19 protein-coding genes, 5 tRNA genes and 2 pseudogenes are annotated in these 20,869 nt (G+C 70.7%); 8 read left to right on the top strand and 18 right to left on the bottom strand.

All coding sequences use genetic code 11. The annotated features are described in order from the left end of the window. Positions 1 to 81: 81 nt before the first annotated feature. Positions 82 to 882 carry a bifunctional hydroxymethylpyrimidine kinase/phosphomethylpyrimidine kinase gene (gene thiD / locus ACIQ5Y_RS19550; RefSeq protein ID WP_403881534.1) on the bottom strand — a complete coding sequence of 267 codons (801 nt, stop codon included), beginning with the start codon at positions 880 to 882 and terminating at the stop codon, positions 82 to 84. After that, positions 879 to 1,862, bottom strand: a complete 984-nt coding sequence (locus ACIQ5Y_RS19545; protein ID WP_403881531.1) for a thiamine-phosphate kinase — start codon at positions 1,860 to 1,862, stop codon at positions 879 to 881. The genes thiD and ACIQ5Y_RS19545 overlap by 4 nt, the downstream gene beginning before the upstream one ends. 245 nt (positions 1,863 to 2,107) lie before the next feature. On the opposite strand from ACIQ5Y_RS19545, the gene ACIQ5Y_RS19540 reads away from it, so the two are divergent. After that, positions 2,108 to 2,341 (top strand): Lrp/AsnC family transcriptional regulator, encoded by a 234-nt coding sequence (locus ACIQ5Y_RS19540; RefSeq protein WP_030028650.1) that lies wholly within the window; start codon positions 2,108 to 2,110, stop codon positions 2,339 to 2,341. A gap of 23 nt (positions 2,342 to 2,364) precedes the next feature. Then, the gene (locus tag ACIQ5Y_RS19535) at positions 2,365 to 2,868 is read left to right on the top strand and encodes a DUF3515 family protein (RefSeq protein WP_403881528.1); all 504 of its coding nucleotides are present in this window, start codon (positions 2,365 to 2,367) and stop codon (positions 2,866 to 2,868) included. 109 nt (positions 2,869 to 2,977) lie between these two features. On the opposite strand, the gene ACIQ5Y_RS19530 is transcribed toward ACIQ5Y_RS19535, so the two are convergent. From ACIQ5Y_RS19530 to ACIQ5Y_RS19520, 3 genes are read right to left on the bottom strand one after another with little or no spacing between them, the layout of a single operon-like run. Beyond that, complete coding sequence (locus ACIQ5Y_RS19530; protein ID WP_403881525.1) at positions 2,978 to 4,135, bottom strand: D-alanine--D-alanine ligase family protein; 1,158 nt, start codon at positions 4,133 to 4,135, stop codon at positions 2,978 to 2,980. 39 nt (positions 4,136 to 4,174) lie between these two features. Beyond that, complete coding sequence (locus tag ACIQ5Y_RS19525) at positions 4,175 to 5,185, bottom strand: NAD(P)H-dependent glycerol-3-phosphate dehydrogenase (RefSeq protein WP_403881522.1); 1,011 nt, start codon at positions 5,183 to 5,185, stop codon at positions 4,175 to 4,177. Beyond that, positions 5,182 to 5,934, bottom strand: a complete 753-nt coding sequence (locus ACIQ5Y_RS19520; RefSeq protein ID WP_403881520.1) for a lysophospholipid acyltransferase family protein — start codon at positions 5,932 to 5,934, stop codon at positions 5,182 to 5,184. The genes ACIQ5Y_RS19525 and ACIQ5Y_RS19520 overlap by 4 nt, the downstream gene beginning before the upstream one ends. Positions 5,935 to 6,142: 208 nt before the next feature. Between ACIQ5Y_RS19520 and cofC the strand changes: the two are divergent. Continuing rightward, a pseudogene (cofC, locus tag ACIQ5Y_RS19515) lies at positions 6,143 to 6,745 on the top strand (2-phospho-L-lactate guanylyltransferase); the annotation flags it as partial. Between the two features lie 317 nt (positions 6,746 to 7,062). Here the strand turns inward: cofC and ACIQ5Y_RS19510 are convergent. The 4 genes from ACIQ5Y_RS19510 to leuC all read right to left on the bottom strand — a co-directional run bounded on the left by ACIQ5Y_RS19510 (position 7,063) and on the right by leuC (position 10,268). After that, positions 7,063 to 7,737 (bottom strand): HU family DNA-binding protein, encoded by a 675-nt coding sequence (locus ACIQ5Y_RS19510; protein WP_403881517.1) that lies wholly within the window; start codon positions 7,735 to 7,737, stop codon positions 7,063 to 7,065. 144 nt (positions 7,738 to 7,881) lie between these two features. Then, positions 7,882 to 8,109, bottom strand: coding sequence for a hypothetical protein (locus tag ACIQ5Y_RS19505; RefSeq protein ID WP_384756201.1), 228 nt, complete (start codon positions 8,107 to 8,109; stop codon positions 7,882 to 7,884). Between the two features lie 137 nt (positions 8,110 to 8,246). Then, entirely contained in the window at positions 8,247 to 8,840 is a 594-nt protein-coding gene (gene leuD / locus ACIQ5Y_RS19500) for a 3-isopropylmalate dehydratase small subunit (RefSeq protein WP_403881514.1), read from the bottom strand. A 3-nt stretch (positions 8,841 to 8,843) separates the two neighbouring features. Next, on the bottom strand, positions 8,844 to 10,268 hold the full coding sequence (gene leuC / locus ACIQ5Y_RS19495; RefSeq protein WP_403881511.1) for a 3-isopropylmalate dehydratase large subunit: 1,425 nt from the start codon (positions 10,266 to 10,268) through the stop codon (positions 8,844 to 8,846). A gap of 184 nt (positions 10,269 to 10,452) precedes the next feature. Between leuC and ndgR the strand changes: the two genes are divergently transcribed. Continuing rightward, positions 10,453 to 11,169 carry an IclR family transcriptional regulator NdgR gene (ndgR, locus tag ACIQ5Y_RS19490; RefSeq protein ID WP_073911130.1) on the top strand — a complete coding sequence of 239 codons (717 nt, stop codon included), beginning with the start codon at positions 10,453 to 10,455 and terminating at the stop codon, positions 11,167 to 11,169. Positions 11,170 to 11,333: 164 nt separating this feature from the next. Here the strand turns inward: ndgR and ACIQ5Y_RS19485 are convergent. The 9 genes from ACIQ5Y_RS19485 to ACIQ5Y_RS19445 all read right to left on the bottom strand — a co-directional run bounded on the left by ACIQ5Y_RS19485 (position 11,334) and on the right by ACIQ5Y_RS19445 (position 15,457). Beyond that, positions 11,334 to 11,406: transfer RNA gene (locus tag ACIQ5Y_RS19485), tRNA-Glu, on the bottom strand. A gap of 14 nt (positions 11,407 to 11,420) precedes the next feature. Further along, a tRNA-Gln gene (locus ACIQ5Y_RS19480) sits at positions 11,421 to 11,492 on the bottom strand. A 24-nt stretch (positions 11,493 to 11,516) separates the two neighbouring features. Next, positions 11,517 to 11,589: transfer RNA gene (locus tag ACIQ5Y_RS19475), tRNA-Glu, on the bottom strand. A gap of 61 nt (positions 11,590 to 11,650) precedes the next feature. Further along, positions 11,651 to 11,723: transfer RNA gene (locus ACIQ5Y_RS19470), tRNA-Glu, on the bottom strand. Positions 11,724 to 11,750: 27 nt separating this feature from the next. After that, positions 11,751 to 11,822 (bottom strand) — tRNA-Gln (locus ACIQ5Y_RS19465). Positions 11,823 to 11,908: 86 nt separating this feature from the next. Then, the gene (locus ACIQ5Y_RS19460; RefSeq protein ID WP_403881508.1) at positions 11,909 to 12,637 is read right to left on the bottom strand and encodes an HAD family hydrolase; all 729 of its coding nucleotides are present in this window, start codon (positions 12,635 to 12,637) and stop codon (positions 11,909 to 11,911) included. A 256-nt stretch (positions 12,638 to 12,893) separates the two neighbouring features. Further along, positions 12,894 to 14,369: a glutamate--tRNA ligase gene (gltX, locus tag ACIQ5Y_RS19455; RefSeq protein WP_403881505.1), complete on the bottom strand. Its 1,476-nt coding sequence runs from the start codon at positions 14,367 to 14,369 to the stop codon at positions 12,894 to 12,896. Beyond that, complete coding sequence (locus ACIQ5Y_RS19450) at positions 14,362 to 15,171, bottom strand: fumarylacetoacetate hydrolase family protein (protein ID WP_403881502.1); 810 nt, start codon at positions 15,169 to 15,171, stop codon at positions 14,362 to 14,364. Before ACIQ5Y_RS19450 ends, gltX begins: the two co-directional genes overlap by 8 nt. A 97-nt stretch (positions 15,172 to 15,268) precedes the next feature. Continuing rightward, entirely contained in the window at positions 15,269 to 15,457 is a 189-nt protein-coding gene (locus ACIQ5Y_RS19445) for a hypothetical protein (protein WP_403881499.1), read from the bottom strand. Between the two features lie 578 nt (positions 15,458 to 16,035). On the opposite strand from ACIQ5Y_RS19445, the gene ACIQ5Y_RS19440 reads away from it, so the two are divergent. From ACIQ5Y_RS19440 to ACIQ5Y_RS19425, 4 genes and pseudogenes are all read left to right on the top strand, one after another. After that, positions 16,036 to 19,782: a nitrate- and nitrite sensing domain-containing protein gene (locus ACIQ5Y_RS19440; protein WP_403881496.1), complete on the top strand. Its 3,747-nt coding sequence runs from the start codon at positions 16,036 to 16,038 to the stop codon at positions 19,780 to 19,782. A 9-nt stretch (positions 19,783 to 19,791) separates the two neighbouring features. Further along, the gene (locus ACIQ5Y_RS19435; protein WP_008739864.1) at positions 19,792 to 20,205 is read left to right on the top strand and encodes a roadblock/LC7 domain-containing protein; all 414 of its coding nucleotides are present in this window, start codon (positions 19,792 to 19,794) and stop codon (positions 20,203 to 20,205) included. Between the two features lie 151 nt (positions 20,206 to 20,356). Next, positions 20,357 to 20,749 carry a DUF742 domain-containing protein gene (locus tag ACIQ5Y_RS19430; RefSeq protein WP_365166228.1) on the top strand — a complete coding sequence of 131 codons (393 nt, stop codon included), beginning with the start codon at positions 20,357 to 20,359 and terminating at the stop codon, positions 20,747 to 20,749. Then, positions 20,730 to 20,869: pseudogene (locus ACIQ5Y_RS19425) on the top strand (ATP-binding protein); the annotation flags it as partial. The gene ACIQ5Y_RS19430 and the pseudogene ACIQ5Y_RS19425, both read left to right, overlap by 20 nt.

Raw genomic sequence — 20,869 nt, 5'->3', positions numbered from 1 at the left:
TTGCTTTCTCGGTTTTGTGCGTCCCGTCGGCCGCGTGGCCCGCCCGGCCCCCCCCCCCCCCCCCCACCACGACGGGGTCGGTCACCGCCACTGCCAGCCGTGGTCCACCGGGCCGATGCCCCCGCCGAGCGTGAAACCGGCGGCGATGGCGCCCGTGACGTACCGCTTGGCCTCGGCGACGGCCGTCGGGACGGCCAGACCCTTGGCGAGTCCCGCGGCGACGGCACTGGCGAGGGTGCAGCCGGTGCCGTGCGTGTGCCGGTTGGGGTGCCGGGGGGCGCGCAGCCAGTGCTCCTCGGTTCCGTCCGTGAGCAGGTCCACGGCCTCGTCCCCGTGGGCCGCCAGGTGTCCGCCCTTGATGAGCGCCCACCGGGGCCCGAAGCCGAGGATCGCGTCGGCGGCCCGCCGCATGTCGTCCTCGCGCTCCACGGCCAGGCCGGTGAGCTGCGCCACCTCGTCCAGGTTGGGCGTGGCCACGGTGGCCCGGGGCAGCAGCTCCTGGCGTACGGCGTCCAGCGCCGAGGCGGCGAGCAGTGCGTCCCCGTGCTTGGAGACGCCCACGGGGTCCACGACGGCCGGGGCGCCGGTGGTGGCCAGCAGTTCGGCCACGGTCTCCACGAGCACGGCGGAGGAGAGCATCCCGGTCTTCACGGCCTGCACGCCGATGTCGTCCACGACGGCCCTGAACTGGCTTCTGACGGCCTCCGCGGGAAGCTCCCAGACGCCCTGCACCCCGAGGGAGTTCTGCGCCGTCACGGCGGTCACCACGCTCATGCCGTGGACGCCGAGCGCCAGCATGGTCTTGAGGTCGGCCTGGATGCCCGCGCCGCCGCCGGAGTCGGATCCGGCGACGGTCAGGCACAGCGGCGGGGCGACGCTCACGCGGGGCCGTCCTGGGGTGCCGGGTCGGCGCCGAAGTGGTCCCAGCCGCCGGTGCTGGCCCAGGGGGCTCCGTCCACGGTCACCTGGGGCAGCGCGGAGCGGTTGAGGACCTCCCCGATGACCTTCCAGCGGGCGGGCAGCTTCACGTCGGGCGGGAAGGTCGCCACGATCGCGTGGTCCTCTCCCCCGGTGAGGACCCACTGGAGCGGGTCCACGCCGACGGCCTGGCCGATGTCGTACATCTGGGTCGGGATGTCGAGGGCCCCGGTGTGCAGGTCGATCCGCACCTTGCTGGCCTCGGCGATGTGCCCGAGGTCGGCGATCAGGCCGTCGCTGACGTCGGTCATGGCGGTGGCTCCGAGTCCGGCGGCCGCCGGGCCCGCGTGGTACGGGGGCTCCGGGCGCCGGTGGGCCTCGACGAAGGCCCGCGGGGAGCGGAAGCCGCGCGAGAGCACGGCGAAGCCCGCGGCGGACCAGCCGAGCCAGCCGGTGACGGCGACGACGTCGCCGGGCCGGGCGCCGGAGCGCAGTACGGGCTCGTGGTTGCGCAGGTCGCCCAGGGCGGTGATGGCGACGGTGATGACGTCGCCGCGGACCACGTCGCCGCCGACGACGGCGGCGCCTGCCACCTGGCACTCGTCGCGGATGCCGTCCATGAGCTCCGTGGGCCAGGTGACCGGCAGCTCCGCCGGGACGACGAGGCCGAGGAGGAGCGCGGTCGGCACGGCGCCCATGGCGGCGATGTCGGCCAGGTTCTGGGCGGCGGCCTTGCGGCCGACGTCATAGGCAGTGGACCAGTCGCGCCGGAAGTGCCTGCCTTCCAACAGGATGTCGGTGCTCGCCACGACCCTCCGGTCGGGGGCCGACACCACCGCGGCGTCGTCGCCCGGACCGAGCCGGACCGCCGGCGTGGTGGTGAGCCGTGAGGTGAGTTCCCGAATGAGGCCGAACTCCCCCAGCTCGCCCACAGTGCCCTTCATCGCTGTGCCCCTTCTTGCCCAGTCCGCTTGCGGTCGCGAGCCGTCACAGCTCTGGGTACCGTCAACAGATACGTCAACTTCTGCTCTCCGTACGCCCCGCTGCGCGCGGCGCCGGGCCGAAGGGTCTCCCCCTGGCGCTCGGCGACGCGGTACCGTGGCGTCCCTTCTTCCCCCGGCCCTTGTGATCGTGTGGGGCCCACCCGAAGGTTAGGGGAAATGATCCTCGTGGCCGCCCTGGAGGTTCCGTGGTACAGGCGTACATCCTTATCCAGACCGAGGTGGGCAAGGCGTCGTTCGTCGCCGAGTCCATCGGCCAGATCCCGGGGGTGATCCAGGCCGAGGACGTGACGGGTCCGTACGACGTGATCGTGCGCGCCCAGGCCGACACCGTGGACGAGCTCGGCCGCATGGTGGTCGCCAAGGTCCAGCAGGTGGAGGGGATCACCCGCACCCTGACCTGCCCGGTGGTCCATCTGTAGCCCCCGTCTACTGTTGGCCGGTGATGTCCCTACACCGCCGGCCCGTCGTTCGTGTCCGTGCCCTGTCCGCCGCTGCCGCCGCGACGGCCCTCGTGGCCCTCGCGGCGTGCTCCCCGGGTGTTTCCGAGGCCCGGGTGGACCCGCCGCCCACGCCGCCGGCCGAGGTCGCGGGGCTCTGTGCGGCGCTGCACGGGGAGCTCCCGGAGACGGTGGCCGGTCAGGCCCGGACCAGGACCGAACCGGAGTCCGCGCTGACGGCCGCGTGGGGCGGCTCGGCGATCGTACTGCGGTGCGGTATCCCCAGGCCTCCCGCGATGGCGGATCCGGAGCAGGAGGGCGTCCAGGTGAACGGCGTCTCCTGGCTGCTGGAGAAACTCGACGACGGGGGTTTCCGGTTCACCACCGGTATGCGGAAGGCGTACACGGAGGTCGTGGTCGACAAGGAGCATGCCACGGACGCGGGAATGCTGGTGGGGTTGTCCACGGCCGTGGCCAAGACTGTGCCCGAGGGCATCTCCTCGTACTGAGCACGGCGCCCCGCCGCGCCGGACCGCACCGCCCTCACAGCGACCGCCCGCCGCCCCGCCCCGAAGGGGCCGGTCGGCGGGCGGTCCGCGGTACGGGGGGCCTGTGCGGCTAGCGCAGGCCGGTGGAGCGGCGCAGGGCGGCCTGGAGCAGGCGGTCCACCAGCTCCTGGTAGCCGATGCCCGACTCCTGCCACATCAGCGGGTACATCGAGATCGGGGTGAAGCCCGGCATCGTGTTGATCTCGTTGATGACGAACTCGCCGTCCTCGGTGAGGAAGAAGTCGGCGCGCACCAGGCCCTCGCAGGACGCGGCCTCGAAGGCCTCGATCGCCAGGCGCTGGACCTCGGCGGTCTGCTCCGGGGTGAGCGGGGCGGGCACGATCCCGGAGGCGGAGTCGATGTACTTCGCCTCGAAGTCGTAGAAGTCGTGGCTGGAGACCGGCGGGATCTCGGCGGGGGCGCTCGCGCGCGGCCCGTCCTCGAACTCCAGCACGCCGCACTCGATCTCGCGGCCGCGCAGCAGCGCCTCGACGATGAACTTCGGGTCGTGGCAGCGCGCCTCGCGGATCGCCGCGTCGAGACCGGACGCGTCGTCGACCTTGGTGATGCCGATGGAGGAGCCGGCCCGTGCGGGCTTGACGAACAGCGGCCAGCCGTGCTCGCCGGCGAAGTCCAGGATCCTGGCCTTGGCGGCGGCCTGGTCCGCTTCCCACTCGCGCGGGCGGATGGTCACGTACGGGCCGACGCGCAGCCCGAAGGAGGTGAACACCCGCTTCATGTAGTCCTTGTCCTGGCCGACGGCCGAGGCGAGGACGCCCGAGCCGACGTACGGGATCCCGGAGAGCTCGAGGAGGCCCTGCAGGGTGCCGTCCTCGCCGTACGGGCCGTGCAGGACGGGGAAGACGACGTCGACCTCGCCCAGGGCCTTGGGAACGGCACCGGGCTCGGTGTAGACGACCTGGCGGCTGGCGGGGTCCACCGAGAGCGCGACGGAGCCGTCCTCGGAGCCCGCGAGCTCCTCGACGCTCGGGAGCTGCCGGTCGGCGATGGCCATCCGCTCGGGCTCGTCGGCGGTCAGCGCCCACCGGCCGTCCGTGGTGATGCCGATGGGCAGCACCTCGTACTTGGACCGGTCGATGGAGCGCAGGACGGCGCCCGCCGTGACGACCGAGATGGCGTGTTCCGAGCTGCGGCCGCCGAACACGACGGCGACGCGGGGCTTGCGACCCTGCTGCTCAGGGGTCTGGGGGAGGTTCTCGCTGCTCATATCGCCACGAGGGTACCTGTTCATCTGTCCGGAAAGGTGTCAGCGACGTTCCGGTTTGGCACTGCGGCCCATCAGGTCCTTGAGTGCGACCAGGGTGGGCTTGCCGTGGTGGACGATGTCCACCACGGTGTCGGTGATCGGCATGTCCACCCCGTGCCGCCGGGCCAGATCGGCCACGGACTGACAGGACTTGACTCCCTCGGCGGTCTGCTTGGTGACCGCGATGGTCTCCTCCAGGGTCATCCCGCGGCCCAGGTTGGTGCCGAAGGTGTGGTTCCGGGAGAGCGGCGAGGAGCAGGTGGCGACCAGGTCGCCGAGGCCCGCCAGGCCGGAGAAGGTGAGCGGGTCGGCGCCCATCGCGATGCCCAGGCGGGTCGCCTCGGCGAGTCCGCGGGTGATGAGCGAGCCCTTGGTGTTGTCGCCGAGGCCCATGCCGTCCGCGATGCCGACGGCGAGGCCGATGACGTTCTTGACGGCGCCGCCGAGTTCGCAGCCGATGACGTCGGTGCTCGTGTACGGGCGGAAGTACGGGGTGTGACAGGCGGCCTGGAGGCGCTGGGCCACGGCCTCGTCCACGCAGGCGACGACGGAGGCGGCGGGCTGCCGGGCGGCGATCTCGCGGGCCAGGTTGGGGCCGGTGACCACGGCGATGCGCTCGGCGGGGACCTTGGCCACCTCCTCGATGACCTCGCTCATCCGCTTGGCGGTGCCGAGTTCGATGCCCTTCATCAGGGAGACGAGCACCGTGTCGGGGGCCAGCAGCGGCGCCCAGGAGGCGAGGTTGCCGCGCAGGGTCTGGGAGGGGACGGCGAGGACGGTGAAGTCGGCGTCGGCCGCGGCCTCGGCCGGGTCGGTGGTCGCCCGGATGCCGGCGGGGAGTTCGACGCCGGGGAAGTAGTCCGGGTTGGTCCGGCCGTTGTTGATGGCGTCGACCAGCTCCTGGCGGCGGCCCCACAGGGTCACCTCGCAGCCGGCGTCGGCGAGCACGATGGCGAAGGCCGTGCCCCACGAGCCTGTTCCGAAGACGGCCGCCTTCACGGGACGTGTCACTTCTTGCCCTCCCCCGCGGCCTTGCGCCGCTGTTCCGCCCTGGCCTTGCGATGGTCGTACGGCTCCTCGGGCGCCTTTTCGCCCCGCAGCTCCTCCAGCAGGCCGGTGATGGCCGCCATGATGACCTCGGTGACCTCCTTGAGCACTTCCGGGGTGGGTTCCCGGTCGTAGAAGGCGGAGAGGTCCACCGGCGGTCCGGCGAGCACCTGGAGGGTCTTGCGCGGGAAGAGGCTGACCTTGTTCTCCTTGGCGTAGGGCGGCATCGCGAGGTTCGCGCCCCACTGCGCCACGGGAATGACGGGCGCCTTGGTGATCAATGCGACACGGGCGGCGCCGGTCTTGCCGGCCATCGGCCACATGTCGGGGTCGCGGGTGAGGGTGCCCTCCGGGTAAAAGGCCACGCATTCGCCGCGCTCGATCGCGTCCACGGCGGCCCTGAATGCGTCCAGGGCGTTGGTGCTCTCCCGGTAGACCGGGATCTGCCCGCTGCCGCGCAGGATCGAGCCGACGAAAGGAACCTTGAAGAGGGCGGCCTTCGCGAGCAATCGGGGCACCCGGCCGGTGTTGTACTGGAAGTGCGCGTAGGAGAGCGGGTCCAGATACGAGTTGTGATTGACGGCGGTGATAAATCCGCCCTCGGCCGGAATGTGCTCCATTCCCCGCCAGTCCCGCTTGAAGAGCACTACCAGCGGCGGTTTTGCGATGACCGCAGCCAGGCGGTACCAGAAGCCGATTCTGCGGCGGGACACTCGGACACCTTCCTCTAGGACCGGTGCGCGGCTTGGGCACCTCGTCGGCCGGACAAGTGTGGCCCCCGGTCCGGTCTCTGTCGAGAACACCGTACGCCCCGCTCACGGCACACGGCCCCGGGGTCGCCCCGGCTGAGGTGACAATGGTGGCCGAGCGCGCCGGAGGGAAACCCTAGGGAAGGGGGCGGCCACGAACGCCGTCTGGAGTCTGGTGGTCCCGCTGAAGCCTCTGGCGGTGGCCAAGAGCCGTCTCGCCGCGTCCGTGGGCGCGGCCCGTCCCGGACTGGCCCTGGCGTTCGCGCTGGACACGGTCGCCGGGGCGCTGGCCTGCGCCGCGGTCGCGGATGTGGTGGTCGTCACGGACGACGCGGCGGCCGGGTCGGAACTCGCCGGACTGGGGGCCAGGATCGTCCCGGACACCCCGGGGGCCGGTCTCAACGCCGCCCTGGCCCATGGGGCCCGGGCGGTTCGGGCGGGGCGGCCCGGGGCGGCGGTGGCCGCTATGAACGCCGATCTGCCGGCGCTGCGGCCCCCGGAATTGCTACGCGTGCTCGATACGGCCGCCACATTTCCCCGGGCATTTCTGGCGGATGCCGCCGGAATCGGGACGACCTTGCTTTCCGCGGCCCCGGACATGGAATTGGCACCCTCGTTCGGGGGGCCGTCGCGGGCCAGGCATTCGGCCTCGGGGGCGGTGGAAATCGCACTGGAGGGCGTCGACAGCGTGCGGCGCGACGTGGACACGGCGGCGGATCTGCGGACCGCCCTCGCCCTCGGCGTGGGCCGCCACACGGCCCGATACAGTTCCGGTATGCAGGCGACCGCGTACACGTACGATTCCGAGACCCGCAGCGGCAGTGTGCTGCTGGACGACGGCACCCCGGTGCCCTTCGAGACAGCGGCCTTCGACGCGGGGGGCCTGCGGATGCTCAGGCCCGGGCAGCGGGTCCGGATCGAGACGGACGGCGAGGGCCCGGGGCTGCGGATCACCCTGGTGACTCTGCAGACCTTCTGAAACCCGCCCCTCCCACCCATCTGACCTGCGAGGACGTCAAACGCCGCAGGCAGAGCACCGCGGGCCGGCTCCCCCACGGGGAACCGGCCCGGCGTGTGTGACTCGTACCGCTGTTACTTCTTGCGGGCGGTGGTCGTCTTCTTCGCGGTGGCCTTGCGCGTCGTCGTCTTCTTGGCGGGCGCGGTCGTCTTCGCGGTGGCCTTCTTGGCCGCCGGAGCGGTCTTCTTGGCCGCGGCGGTGGTCTTCTTCGCCGCCGTCGCGGCCTTCTTGACCGCGGCGGCCTTCTTCGCCGGGGTGGCCTTCTTGGCCACGGCGGTCTTGGCGACGGCCTTCTTCGCGGTCGCGGTGGTCTTCTTCGCCACGACCTTCTTTGCGACCGCGGTCTTTGCCGCGGCCTTCTTGGCGGTGGTGGCCTTCTTCGCGGCGGCCTTCTTCACCGTCGCGGAGGCACCCCCGGTGAGGCTGCCCTTGGGCGCCTTCTTCACCGAGACCTCGCCACCCTTGGGGAGCTTCTTGGTGCCGCTGACCAGGTCCTTGAAGCCCTGGCCCGCGCGGAAGCGGGGCACCGAGGTCTTCTTGACCCGGACGCGCTCACCCGTCTGCGGGTTGCGGGCGTAACGGGCCGGCCGATCGACTTTCTCGAACGAGCCGAAGCCCGTGACCGAGACCCGGTCGCCCGCGACGGTAGCGCGGACGATCGCGTCCAGTACCGCGTCGACAGCGTCCGCGGCCTGCTGGCGGCCGCCCAGCTTGTCGGCAATCGCTTCTACGAGCTGCGCCTTGTTCACGTCTTCCCCTTCGGAGACTTCGCCAGAACGAATGTGTTCAAGCTTATTTCGCACGTTAGGCGGATATATACCGCAAATCAAACACGAAACGGGCTAATCACCCTAGTGCCGCAACGCCGGAGGACGTTACGGAGTTCCTTCGCATCAGTCGCCTTCAGGGAATCGACCCTCGTCGAGGTCCTTCATCAACCTGTCCAGGCGCCTTGCCGCATCGGCGAGATCGTGCTTCGCCGCGGCCGTGACGACCAACAGCTTCCGGGACAGCGCCATCCTTACGCCCTCCGGGACTTGCAGTGAGCGCACCCGTGTGTGTGCTTCTTTCAATCGGTCCGCGACGAGTTCGTAGAGCTCAAGTTGAGTGTCGCGTTCCATGCACAGATTGTGCCATCTGGGGCGAGTTGTCGCCTCACGGGGCCTCAACACACAGCTGTGCCCCCCACCATCCGGTGGGGGGCACAGTGTTGTCGATGTGATCACCCAAGGGTGAATAAGCGCTGATCAGGCAGGAATCAGGCCTGAACGGTACGCGGCTTGAAGGACGGGCGCGCGCTTTCGTAGGTGGCGATGTCCGCTTCGTTCTGAAGGGTGAGCGAGATGTCGTCCAGCCCCTCCAGCAGACGCCAGCGGGCGTTGTCGTCGAGCTCGAACTCGGCTACGACGCCTTCCGCTCGGACCTCGCGGGCGACCAGGTCGACCGTGATCTCGGCGGTCGGGTCGGCCTCGGTCAGCTCCCACAGCTTGTCGACGGTCTCCTGCGGGAGGACCACGGTCAGCAGGCCGTTCTTCAGCGAGTTCCCGCGGAAGATGTCGGCGAAGCGCGAGGAGATGACCGTCTTGAAGCCGAAGTTCTGCAGGGCCCAGACGGCGTGCTCGCGGGAGGAGCCCGTACCGAAGTCGGGGCCGGCGACCAGTACGGTCGCGCCGGCGCGCTCCGGGCGGTTCGTGACGAACTCCGGGTCCTTGCGCCAGGCCTCGAAGAGCCCGTCCTCGAACCCGTCGCGGGTGATCTTCTTCAGCCAGTGGGCCGGGATGATCTGGTCGGTGTCGACGTTGCTGCGGCGCAGCGGGACGGCCCGGCCGGTGTGGGTGGTGAAGGCTTCCATGGTTCAGACTCCGGCGGTCGCGTCGGCGGCGGACAGGTCGGCGGGCGAGGCCAGATGGCCCAGCACCGCGGTGGCGGCGGCCACCTGCGGGGAGACCAGGTGGGTGCGCCCGCCCTTGCCCTGCCGGCCCTCGAAGTTGCGGTTGGAGGTGGACGCGGAGCGCTCACCGGGCGCCAGTTGGTCGGGGTTCATGCCCAGACACATCGAGCAGCCCGCGTGCCGCCACTCGGCGCCGGCCTCCTTGAAGACCTTGTCCAGGCCCTCTTCCACGGCCTGCAGGGCGACCCGGACCGAACCGGGGACGACCAGCATCCGTACTCCGTCGGCGACTTTGCGGCCCTCGATGATCCCGGCGACGGCGCGCAGGTCCTCGATGCGGCCGTTGGTGCAGGAACCTACGAAGACGGTGTCGACCTTGATGTCGCGCAGCGGCTGCCCGGCGGTCAACCCCATGTACTCCAGGGCCTTTTCCGCGGCCAGACGCTCCGAAGCGTCCTCGTACGAAGCCGGGTCGGGGACGTTGGCCGACAGCGGCGCGCCCTGGCCCGGGTTGGTGCCCCAGGTGACGAACGGGGACAGCGCGGCGCCGTCGATGACGACCTCCGCGTCGAAGACCGCGTCCTCGTCGGTGTGCAGGGTCCGCCAGTACGCGACGGCGGCGTCCCAGTCCTCGCCCGCGGGGGCGTGGTCGCGGCCCTCGAGGTAGTCGAAGGTGGTCTGGTCGGGGGCGATCATGCCCGCGCGGGCACCGGCCTCGATCGACATGTTGCAGATGGTCATGCGGGCTTCCATCGAGAGCTTCTCGATGGCCTCGCCCCGGTACTCCAGGACGTAGCCCTGGCCGCCGCCGGTGCCGATCTTGGCGATGATGGCCAGGATCAGGTCCTTGGCGGTGACACCCTCGGCCAGCTCGCCGGTGACGGTGATCGCCATCGTCTTCGGGCGGGCCAGCGGCAGCGTCTGGGTCGCCAGCACGTGCTCGACCTGGCTGGTGCCGATGCCGAAGGCCAGCGCACCGAACGCGCCGTGGGTGGAGGTGTGCGAGTCACCGCAGACCACGGTGGTGCCGGGCTGGGTCAGACCCAGCTGCGGCCCCACGACGTGCACGACACCCTGCTCGACATCGCCCAGCGAGTGCAGCCGTACGCCGAACTCGGCGCAGTTCCTGCGCAGCGTCTCCAGCTGGGCCCGGGAGACCGGGTCCGCGATCGGCTTGTCGATGTCGAGCGTGGGGGTGTTGTGGTCCTCGGTCGCGATGGTGAGGTCGAGGCGTCGGACCTTGCGGCCGGCCTGACGCAGGCCCTCGAAGGCCTGCGGGCTGGTCACCTCGTGCAGCAGGTGCAGATCAATGAAGAGGAGGTCGGGCTCGCCTTCGGCGCGCCGGACGACATGGTCGTCCCAGACCTTCTCCGCGAGTGTCCTACCCATCGCTTTCCCTCCGGCCGGCCGGTTGTGCCGGCGCTTCATAGAGATCTGTTGCGCCTGATCGCCCGTACCCCACGTCTCGGACGACGGCTCGGACCCAGTGGTTCGTGGACCCGCACATACAGACTCGCTTGTTCTTGGAAAATTTGAACTTGCGTTTCACAGTGTGAGACGTGAATATCGTTTCATGGACAACTCTAGCGGCGTCGGCGTTCTCGACAAGGCAGCTCTCGTATTGAGCGCACTGGAGTCCGGTCCGGCCACCCTCGCCGGGCTGGTCGCGGCGACAGGGCTCGCACGACCCACGGCACACCGGCTCGCCGTGGCACTGGAACACCACCGGATGGTGGCGAGGGACATGCAGGGCCGGTTCATCCTCGGTCCGCGGCTGGCGGAACTCGCCGCCGCGGCCGGCGAGGACCGACTGCTGGCCACGGCCGGACCGGTACTGACCCACCTGCGCGACGTGACGGGCGAGAGCGCGCAGCTCTACCGCCGTCAGGGAGACATGCGCATCTGCGTGGCGGCCGCCGAGCGGCTGTCGGGCCTGCGGGACACCGTCCCGGTGGGCTCCACGCTCCCGATGAAGGCCGGTTCGGCCGCGCAGATCCTGATGGCCTGGGAGGAGCCCGAGCGGCTCCACCGCGGCCTTCAGGGCGCGCGTTTCACGGCGACGGCCCTCTCGGGCGTACGGCGCCGCGGCTGGGCGCAGTCGATCGGCGAGCGGGAGCCCGGCGTGGCCTCCGTCTCGGCGCCCGTGCGCGGGCCGTCGAACCGCGTGGTGGCCTCCGTGTCGGTCTCCGGGCCGATCGAGCGCCTGACCCGCCACCCGGGCCGCATGCACGCCCAGGCCGTCATCGACGCGGCCGCCCGACTGTCGGAGGCCCTGCGCCGCTCCGGCTGAGCCCCTCCCCGGTCGTAGACCTCTTCCACCCCAACCCCCGGGCCCGGGGGCGCGTTCGACGCCGCACACGTCCGAACACGCGCCCCCGGGCCCGCACTTGTGAGGTGTGCGCGGACAACGCGAAGAGGCCCTCCGCGATGAACGCGGAGGGCCTCTCCTGTGCGTACCCCCGACCGGATTCGAACCGGCGCTACCGCCTTGAGAGGGCGGCGTGCTAGGCCGCTACACAACGGGGGCTTGCAGGTACTGCGCTGGGCTACCAGGACTCGAACCTAGAACAAAGGAACCAGAAACCTTCGTGTTGCCAATTACACCATAGCCCAAGGGTGGTCTAGACCAGACCACAGTACCCCCGACCGGATTCGAACCGGCGCTACCGCCTTGAGAGGGCGGCGTGCTAGGCCGCTACACAACGGGGGCCCTAGCGATCCTGCATCAAAATGTCCGGGTGCGACCCTGGAGATCTCGCGGGAAGGATCTGTACCCCCGACCGGATTCGAACCGGCGCTACCGCCTTGAGAGGGCGGCGTGCTAGGCCGCTACACAACGGGGGCTAAGCACTGCGTTACTGCTGCACTGCGCTGGGGTACCAGGACTCGAACCTAGAATAAGGGAACCAGAAACCCTCGTGTTGCCAATTACACTATACCCCACCGAAAGTCAACCCCCTGGGGGGCTTTTCTTTCGAGTGGCGCCTCCGTCCGGCCTTTCGGCCCGCTCCGGCGGCGCAGAAAGAACATTACCGGATGCCTGACCGTGCTCCAAAACGGGTATCTGCCGCCAGCAGCTCCGGGAGCTGTTCGAGGCCCTCGATCCTGTGTGCGCCATCGGGTCCCGGGCCCCGACCGCCGGCCCGGTCGAGCCAGAAGGACACCAGCCCGGCGTCGCGGGCCCCACGCGCGTCGATCTCCGGTTGGTCGCCCACGTACGCCACTTCGCCCGGGGGCAGGCCCAGCGCCTCGCAGGCGGCGAGGAAGGCGGCCGCCTCGGGCTTGCTCACCCCGAGTTCGACGGCGCAGATCAGTACCTCGAAGCGGTCGCGCAGGCCGAGGTCGCGCAGCTTGGGGTCCTGGTTGACGAGGGAGGAGTTGGAGAGCACGCCGTGCCGGTAGTCGGCGGCGAGGGCGTCGAGTACGGGCACCACGTCGGGGAAGACCGTCCAGGCGGCCTTGTAGTGCGCGACGTACTGGTCGAACCAGGCGTCGGCCTGGCCGTCGGTCATCGCGGGCCGCTCCAGGAACTCCCGCACCCGGTCCCGCCGCTGCCCCTGGAAGGTGCCCTCACCGGCGGCGAACCGCGCCCAGTGCCGGTCCGTGATCCGCCGCCAGAGCGCGAGCGCCTCGGCGGGGGCGCCGTACCGCTCCGCGATCCCCTCGGCCTCCAGGTGCCGCGCGAGCCCCGCGGCGTCGGCCCCGGTGTAGTCGAACAGGGTGTCGTCGATGTCCCAGAGCACGGCGCGGATCGGCATGCCGCCGAGCCTACGCCGGACGCCCGTCCCCGGTGGGCACGACGAAGAAGTCCGTCCGGAAACAGGCGACCTCCCCGTCGGCGTCCCGGCCGACCCGCGCGCCGACGCCGGCGTCCACGCCGCAGCCGTGGAACCGGTCCGGTCCCAGGTCCGCCAGGCGGATCGGCAGCCGTACGGCGGCTTCCGGAGAGGTTGGCCGGAATGCCGGAAGGGGCGGCAGCCGGGTCGGCTGCCGCCCCTTCCAAGGGGTGCGGGATCAGGCGGCGAGCTTCGCCAGGGCCGCGTCGATGCGGGCCAGGGAGCGCTCCTTGCCCAGGATCTCCAGGGACTCGAAGAGCGGCAGGCCGACCGTGCGGCCGGTGACGGCCACGCGGACCGGGGCCTGGGCCTTGCCGAGCTTGAGGCCGTGGGCCTCGCCGGCGGTCAGGACGGCCTGCTTGAGGGACTCCGGGTCCGACCAGTCGGCGCCGGAGAGGTTCTCGCGGGCCGTGGTGAGCAGGGCCGCCGGCTCGCCCTTCATCGCCTTGTCCCACGACGCCTGGTCCTCCACCGGCTCCTTCAGGAACAGGAAGTCGACGTTGGCGGTGATCTCGGAGAGGACCGTCACACGGGTCTGGGCGTACGGCGCGATGCGCGCCCACGCCTCGGCGTCGAAGTCCTCCGGCGCCCAGTTGGCGTGCGGGGCCTGCAGCCAGGGGGCGCAGCGGTCCGCGAAAACCTTCGGGTCGAGCAGGCGGATGTGGTCGCCGTTGATCGACTCGGCCTTCTTGAGGTCGAAGCGCGCCGGGTTGGCGTTGACGCCGTCGATGTCGAACTTCGACACCATCTCCTCGATCGAGAAGACGTCCTGGTCCTTGGAGAAGGACCAGCCGAGCAGCGACAGGTAGTTCAGCAGGCCCTCGGGGAGGAAGCCGCGCTCGCGGTACAGGTTGAGCGAGGCCTCCGGGTCGCGCTTGGAGAGCTTCTTGTTGCCCTCGCCCATCACGTACGGCAGGTGGCCGAAGGCGGGGGTGGTCTTGGCGACGCCCAGCTCGATCAGCGCCTTGTACAGGGCGATCTGGCGGGGGGTCGAGGAGAGCAGGTCCTCGCCGCGCAGGACGTGCGTGATCTCCATCAGCGCGTCGTCGACCGGGTTGACCAGCGTGTACAGCGGGGCGCCGTTGGCCCGGACGATGCCGAAGTCCGGCACGTTGTCCGGGGTGAAGGTGAGCTCGCCGCGGACGAGGTCCGTGAAGGTGATCGGCTCGTCGGGCATCCGGAAGCGGACGATGGAGGCGCGGTGCTCGCCCTCGTACGCCTCGACCTGCACGGTGGTCAGCTCGCGGCAGTGGCCGTCGTACCCGGAGGGCTTGCCGGCGGCGCGGGCGGCCGCGCGGCGCGCGTCGAGCTCCTCGGTGGTGCAGTAGCACTTGTAGGCGTAGCCGCCTTCGAGGAGCCGCTGCGCGACGTCCTTGTAGATGTCCATGCGCTCGGACTGGCGGTAGGGGGCGTGGGGGCCGCCGACCTCGGGGCCCTCGTCCCAGGTGAAGCCGAGCCAGCGCAGCGAGTCGAGCAGCTGGCCGTACGACTCCTCGGAGTCACGGGCCGCGTCGGTGTCCTCGATGCGGAAGACGAACGTACCGCCGTGGTGGCGGGCGAACGCCCAGTTGAAGAGGGCGGTTCGGACCAGGCCCACGTGGGGGTTGCCGGTCGGGGAGGGACAGAAACGTACGCGGGGGGTCGCGTTAGCCACGCTTGATCACCTTGTTGGTGAGAGTGCCGATGCCTTCGATGGTGACGGCGACCTCGTCGCCGACGTGTAGGGGGCCGACTCCGGCCGGGGTCCCCGTGAGGATGACGTCGCCCGGGAGCAGCGTCATGGCCTCGGTGATGTGCACGACCAGGTCCTCGATCGAGCGGACCATCTCGCTGGTGCGGCCGAGCTGGCGCTGTTCGCCGTTGACCGTGCACTGGATGGTCAGGTCGCTCGGGTCCAGGTCGGTCTCGATCCAGGGGCCGAGGGGGCAGGAGCTGTCGAAACCCTTGGCCCGCGCCCACTGCTTCTCGCGCTGCTGGACGTCGCGCGCGGTGACGTCGTTGGCGCAGGTGTAGCCGAGGATGACGTCCTTGACGCGCTCACGCGGGACCTCGCGGCACATGCGGCCGATGACCACGGCGAGCTCCGCCTCGTGGTGGACGTCCTGGGAGAAGGAGGGGTACGCGATCGGGTCGCCCGGGCCGACCACCGAGGTGGAGGGCTTGAAGAAGGTGATCGGGGCGTCCGGACGGCCTTGATCGTCAAAGATGGCGTTGCCGAGCTCTGCCGCGTGCTCCGCGTAGTTGCGGCCGATGGCCACGACCTTGTTCGGGAGCACGGGCGGCAGCAGCCGGACCTTGCTCAGCGGGACCTTCGTGCCGGACAGCTCGAAGTCCGCGAACGGGATGCCCTTGATGATGTCGAGGACGAGCTCGCCCTCGGCCGCCGCGAGGGCTGCGTCGCCCTCGACCGCGCCGAAGGCGACATTTCCGTCGATCGAGAACCTGGCGATGCGCACGTGTTGCGTCTGCCCCTCTGTATTTCCGCCGGCTGGAGTCTGCGGACTCCAGGCTAACGCGGTGGGCAGCGGCGCTCCGCGCTGTTTTGCGCGGCTGCTACTGCGCCGGGGTGACGACCGGTGCGTCCATGAGGACCGTGCGGCGCGGGTTGGCCGTCTGGGTCGGCAGCTCGACGGCGTGCTCCGGGGTGGCCGGGGCCGCCTGCAGCTCCTCGGCGTCCTTGAGGTGCGCGAGGGTGGTGCGGCGGGGGTTGGCTATGTTGCGGATCATCGACGTCGTCTTCATGGGGGTTTCAGGCCTCAGCTGGTCCGTGGGTGCCGGTTGACGCGGCCGTCAACCCTGTAAAGGGCAAGGCTAAACATCCAAATCCCTCGACGAACCGGTAAGTAATGGCCACGGCCGTGTGAGTTTGCTCACCAGCGACCCGGCAATACGGGCATAACAGACGGTCAAAGTGAGCCGAAGAAACGGACATTGCGCTACTGAATGTTCCATTCCGCTGCTGATCATCTCGACTGGGACACCTTGACAGCCCTGCCGTTTGGGACATGTAAGTCCGGTTTCGGCCGAAAGGGTCTCCACATCGCGTAGCCCCGCAGTCACGTGCCGTCACCGACTCTCCGGGCCGACACGCGCACCTTGTTGGAGATCCGCCACTGTGCTGGAATTCGCGGGACCACCGCGGGAATCAACCGGCGCGCAGGTGGCGCGACTGGCGCCGAACGCGGTGGCAGTGAGAAGGAGACTCGCCGGTCACCGACGACCGGTCACCGACGACCACCATGGGGCCGTTACCGCCCCACGACTCGACACCGTTCCACCGGTTGCCCGGTGGAGCGCCTGGTCCAGAGGTTGCGACGCTAGTGCAGGGACGATTCAAGAGGGACGGCAAGGGGTCTCCCCAGGCCCGCCAGGGCCGTGGAGATGCCGCCGCCGAGCAGGAGCCGCGCGGGACCGACCGTGGCACCTCGCCCCAGCACGCCCAGAACCGCGGGCCGGCTGTCGAAGGCGCGGGCCACGACGCCTCCGCCACGGTGAAGGCGAAGGGCCGCGGGAAGTCCGCCAAGGCCGGTCAGACCGAGCCGCAGGACACGGCGATACCGAAGGCCCCCAGCGGGCCCGGTTCCCGTCTCGCCATGCAGAACTGGCGAATCAGCACGCGACTGGTGTCGCTGCTGACCCTGCCGGTCGTCGCCGCCACCACGCTCGGCGGCTTCCGCATCAACGACTCGCTCAACGACATCGCGCAGCTCGAACACATGCAGCTGCTGACGACGATGACCCGGCAGGCCACCCATCTGGCCGCCATGCTCCAGGAGGAGCGGGACATCTCGGCGGGTCCGCTCACGATCGCCGGCGGGGGCAAGAGCAACAGCACGGTCGACGGCAAGCGTCAGGACACCGACAACGCGGCCAAGGCGTTCGCCGCCGCGACGGACAAGGTCGACGACGTCGAGGGCAAGGACGACACCCTCAAGTCGATCCGCAACAACATCCTGCAGATCGGCCGTCAGCTCACCAACATCGAGGACATCCGCAAGCACGCGTACGCCAACGGTGCCCAGCAGACCGTCACCGAGTACAACGCGCTGATCGTCTCGCTCCTCTCCCTCTCCCAGGACATGGCCCAGGCCACCTCCAACCCGGAGATGATCAAGCGTACGCGCGCCCTGGCGGCGTTCTCGTCCGCCAAGGAGTACGCCTCCATCCAGCGTGCGATCATCGCCGCCTCGCTCCCCGAGAACCCGGAGAAGCGCGGCAATCTGAAGGAGAACGACCGTCTGTACGCGCTCTCCGCGCAGCGCGGTGAGCAGCAGGCGAAGAAGACCTTCGAACTCGTCTACCAGGGCCGCTCCGAGGAGCTCCTCGCAGCCCTCGGCGACGGCAACCCCGAGATCGGCAAGGCGGACCACTACGTCCGCCGCGTCCTCGGCACCGACGGGCAGTTCGCCAAGGAGACGACGTACAGCTCCTGGCTCGACTGGTACGACGCCGACGGCACCAAGCTCTCGGCGATGAAGCAGATCGAGCTCAGCCTCCTCGAGGACATGGAGCAGAAGGCCCGCGAGCTCAAGCAGGAGTCGCAGCAGGACGCCATCATCAACGGTGCCCTGATCCTCCTCGTGCTCGGTGTCTCGCTCATCGGCGCCTTCGTCATGGCCCGCTCGATGATCCGCTCGCTGCGCCGCCTCCAGGACACCGCGACCCGCGTCGCCCAGGACCGTCTGCCCGAGCTCGTCAAGCAGCTCTCCGAGTCCGACCCGCAGGACGTCGACACGTCCGTGGAGTCGGTCGGTGTGCACACCCGCGACGAGATCGGCCAGGTGGCCGCGGCATTCGACGACGTGCACCGCGAGGCGGTCCGCCTCGCCGCCGAGCAGGCCCTCCTGCGAGGCAACGTCAACGCGATGTTCACCAACCTCTCGCGCCGTTCGCAGGGCCTCATCCAGCGTCAGCTCTCGCTCATCTCCGAACTGGAGTCGCGCGAGGCCGACCCGGACCAGCTGTCCTCGCTCTTCAAGCTCGACCACCTCGCGACCCGCATGCGCCGTAACGGCGAAAACCTCCTCGTCCTCGCGGGCGAGGAGCCGGGTCGCCGGTGGACCCGCCCCGTCCCGCTCGTCGACGTGCTCCGTGCCGCCGCGTCCGAGGTGGAGCAGTACGAGCGCATCGAACTGGCCTCGGTGCCGGGCACCGATGTCGCCGGCCGCGTCGTCAACGACCTCGTGCACCTCCTCGCCGAGCTGCTGGAGAACGCCACGTCGTTCTCCTCCCCGCAGACCAAGGTCAGGGTCACCGGTCACGCGCTTCCCGACGGCCGTGTGCTCGTCGAGATCCACGACACCGGCATCGGCCTGTCCCCCGAGGACCTCGCCGCGATCAACGAGCGCCTCGCGGCGCCGCCGACCGTGGACGTCTCCGTCTCCCGCCGCATGGGCCTGTTCGTGGTCGGCCGCCTGTCGCTGCGCCACGGCATCCGCATCCAGCTGCGCCCCTCCGACTCGGGCGGTACGACGGCCCTCGTCATGCTTCCGGTGGACGTCGCCCAGGGCGGCAAGAAGCCGGGCGGTCCGGGCAACCAGCCTCCTGGCGGCCAGGCTCCGGCCGGTGGCCCCGCCGCTGGCGCGCAGGGCTCCGTCCCCGGTCCGGGTGCGCGTCAGCCCGTCGGCGCCGCTCCGCAGCGCGGCCAGGTCGGCGCGGGCGGTCAGCGCGCAGCACTGCCGGGTCGTGACGGTGCTTCCGGCTCGCAGCGTCCCCAGGGCGGTCGGCCGCAGCAGCCGGGCGGCCCCGGTGCCCGGCCGCAGCAGGACGGCCAGGGCCTCTTCGGCGGCGGTGCTCCGACCGGTCCGACCGGTCCGACCGGTCCGACCGGTCAGGGTCAGGGTCAGGGCGGCTTCGGCGGCGGTGCTCCGCTGCCGGCCCGCGGTACGGCCGGCGCCGGCGCCTCGAACTTCGCGGGTGCCGGACTGTCCGGCGGCCCCCAGGCACGGCCGACGGCCGCTCCTTCGGGCTTCCAGCAGGGCAACGGCTTCGAGCGCCCGCAGCAGCCGCAGGCCCAGCAGCCCCAGCAGCCCCAGCAGCAGCAGTCCTTCCAGCAGCCGGCCGCCCCCGCGGCGCCGGGGCAGAACGGCCCGCGGCCGCAGCTCCCGCCGCGCGGCGGAGCGCGTGCGGAGCTTCCCGCCCCTCAGACCACCAGCTGGGGCGCCGACCAGGCGCGCGGCCACGACGAGCTGTCGGGCCCCGGTTCGACGGCCGAGTTCGCCCGCCCCGACTTCAACGCCCCGCTCCCCCAGGGGAACGGCGGCAACAGCACGACCGGGCAGTTCGAGCGTCCCGACGTGCGCGGCTACCAGGACCAGTCGACCACCGGCCAGTTCGAGCGCCCGGGCGGTTTCCAGCCCCAGCGTCCCGGCGGCCCGGGTGTGGGCGGGTTCCCCCGTTCGCCGCAGGCCCCGCAGCAGCCGCAGGCCCCGCAGCAGCCGCAGGCTCCGCAGCACGGCGGCGACTACCTGCCCGTACCGCCTCCGCGCCCCGAGGCGCCGAGCCTGCCGCAGGCCCCGCAGCCCGGGGCCCTGCCTCCGGCGACGGGTCACGGCCAGGACCGCAGCCCGATCTTCGACTCGCTGGAGTCGAACTGGTTCAGCGAGGAGGGGCAGCAGCCCGCCTCGCAGGTACCCGCGGTTCCCCAGCAGCCGCAGCAGTCCGCCCCGGCGGCCCCGGCCCCGCAGCAGCACCAGCTGCCGCAGCGCGGCCAGGAGCTCGCGGCCGAGCCCGCCCAGACGACGACCGGCGCCATGCCGACCGTCAGCTGGAAGTCCTCACCGAACGACGAGCTGATGCGCCAGGCCGAGCGCGTGCGCCAACCCGCCGCCGGCGGCATCACCACCTCGGGTCTGCCCCGCCGGGTTCCGCGGGCCAACCTCGTGGCCGGTACCGCGCAGCAGCAGGCGGACGCGCAGGCCGGTCCTCAGGTCTCGCGGGCACCCGACGACGTCCGCGGCCGTCTGACCAACCTCCGACGGGGTATCCAGCAGGGTCGCCAGGCCGGCAACAGTGGTCCGGCGACCGGCAGTTACCACATCGACCCCACTTACCAGCAGGAGCGTTAGTTGAGTTCGATGAGCCAGGCGGCACAGAATCTGAACTGGTTGATCACCAACTTCGTGGACAACACCCCCGGGGTGTCCCACACGGTGGTGGTCTCCGCCGACGGCCTCCTTCTGGCGATGTCCGAAGGCTTCCCGCGCGACCGCGCCGATCAGCTGGCGGCCGTGGCCTCCGGTCTGACCTCGCTGACCGCCGGAGCCTCCCGTATCTTCGAGGGCGGCGCCGTCAACCAGACCGTGGTCGAGATGGACCGGGGATTCCTCTTCCTCATGTCCGTCTCCGACGGATCCTCCCTCGCAGTGCTGGCGCACCCCGAGTGCGACATCGGCCTCGTGGGCTACGAGATGGCCCTCCTCGTGGACCGAGCGGGCAGTGTCCTCACCCCGGACCTGCGCGCGGAGCTGCAGGGAAGCCTGCTCATCTGACCGTCCATCTCCCGGTCGGCCGGTACTGCCGGCCGGGAGACCGGGGCCCCCGCCCCGGTACCCAGTACCCCCAACAGGCCGTCATACCGTCCCCCCACCGGCCGCCCCGTCAGACGGCACGCTGACCACTGCTGTCCAGCCCGGAGGATCAATGACCCCGCCCCCCGCCTACCCCGATGCGTACGGAGATTCGTACTCGGAAGGCGAACAGCCGCTGGTGCGTCCGTACGCGATGACCGGCGGCCGTACCCGGCCCCGCTACCAGCTCGCCATCGAGGCCCTGGTCAGCACCACGGCCGATCCGATGCACCTGTCCGGCCTGCTCCCGGAGCACCAGCGCATCTGCACCCTGTGCCGTGAGGTCAAGTCGGTCGCGGAAGTCTCCGCGCTGCTGTCGATGCCGCTCGGTGTGGCCCGGATCCTCGTCGCCGACCTGGCGGAGGCCGGCATGGTGGCCATCCACCAGCCGGGCAATGGAGAGGCCGGCGGCACGCCGGACGTCACGCTGCTGGAAAGGGTGCTCAGTGGACTTCGCAAGCTCTAACGGCGGAGCGGCTCCCGCTCGCTCTACCACCTCCGCGAAGATCGTGGTGGCGGGTGGCTTCGGCGTGGGCAAGACCACGTTCGTCGGCGCGGTCTCCGAGATCAACCCGCTGCGCACCGA

The organism is Streptomyces sp. NPDC096339, from assembly GCF_044762985.1.
Classification (GTDB): Bacteria; Actinomycetota; Actinomycetes; order Streptomycetales; family Streptomycetaceae; genus Streptomyces.
The sequence above is the reverse complement of the archived record's forward strand: the minus strand, read 5'-3'. Positions and strand labels throughout refer to the sequence as shown.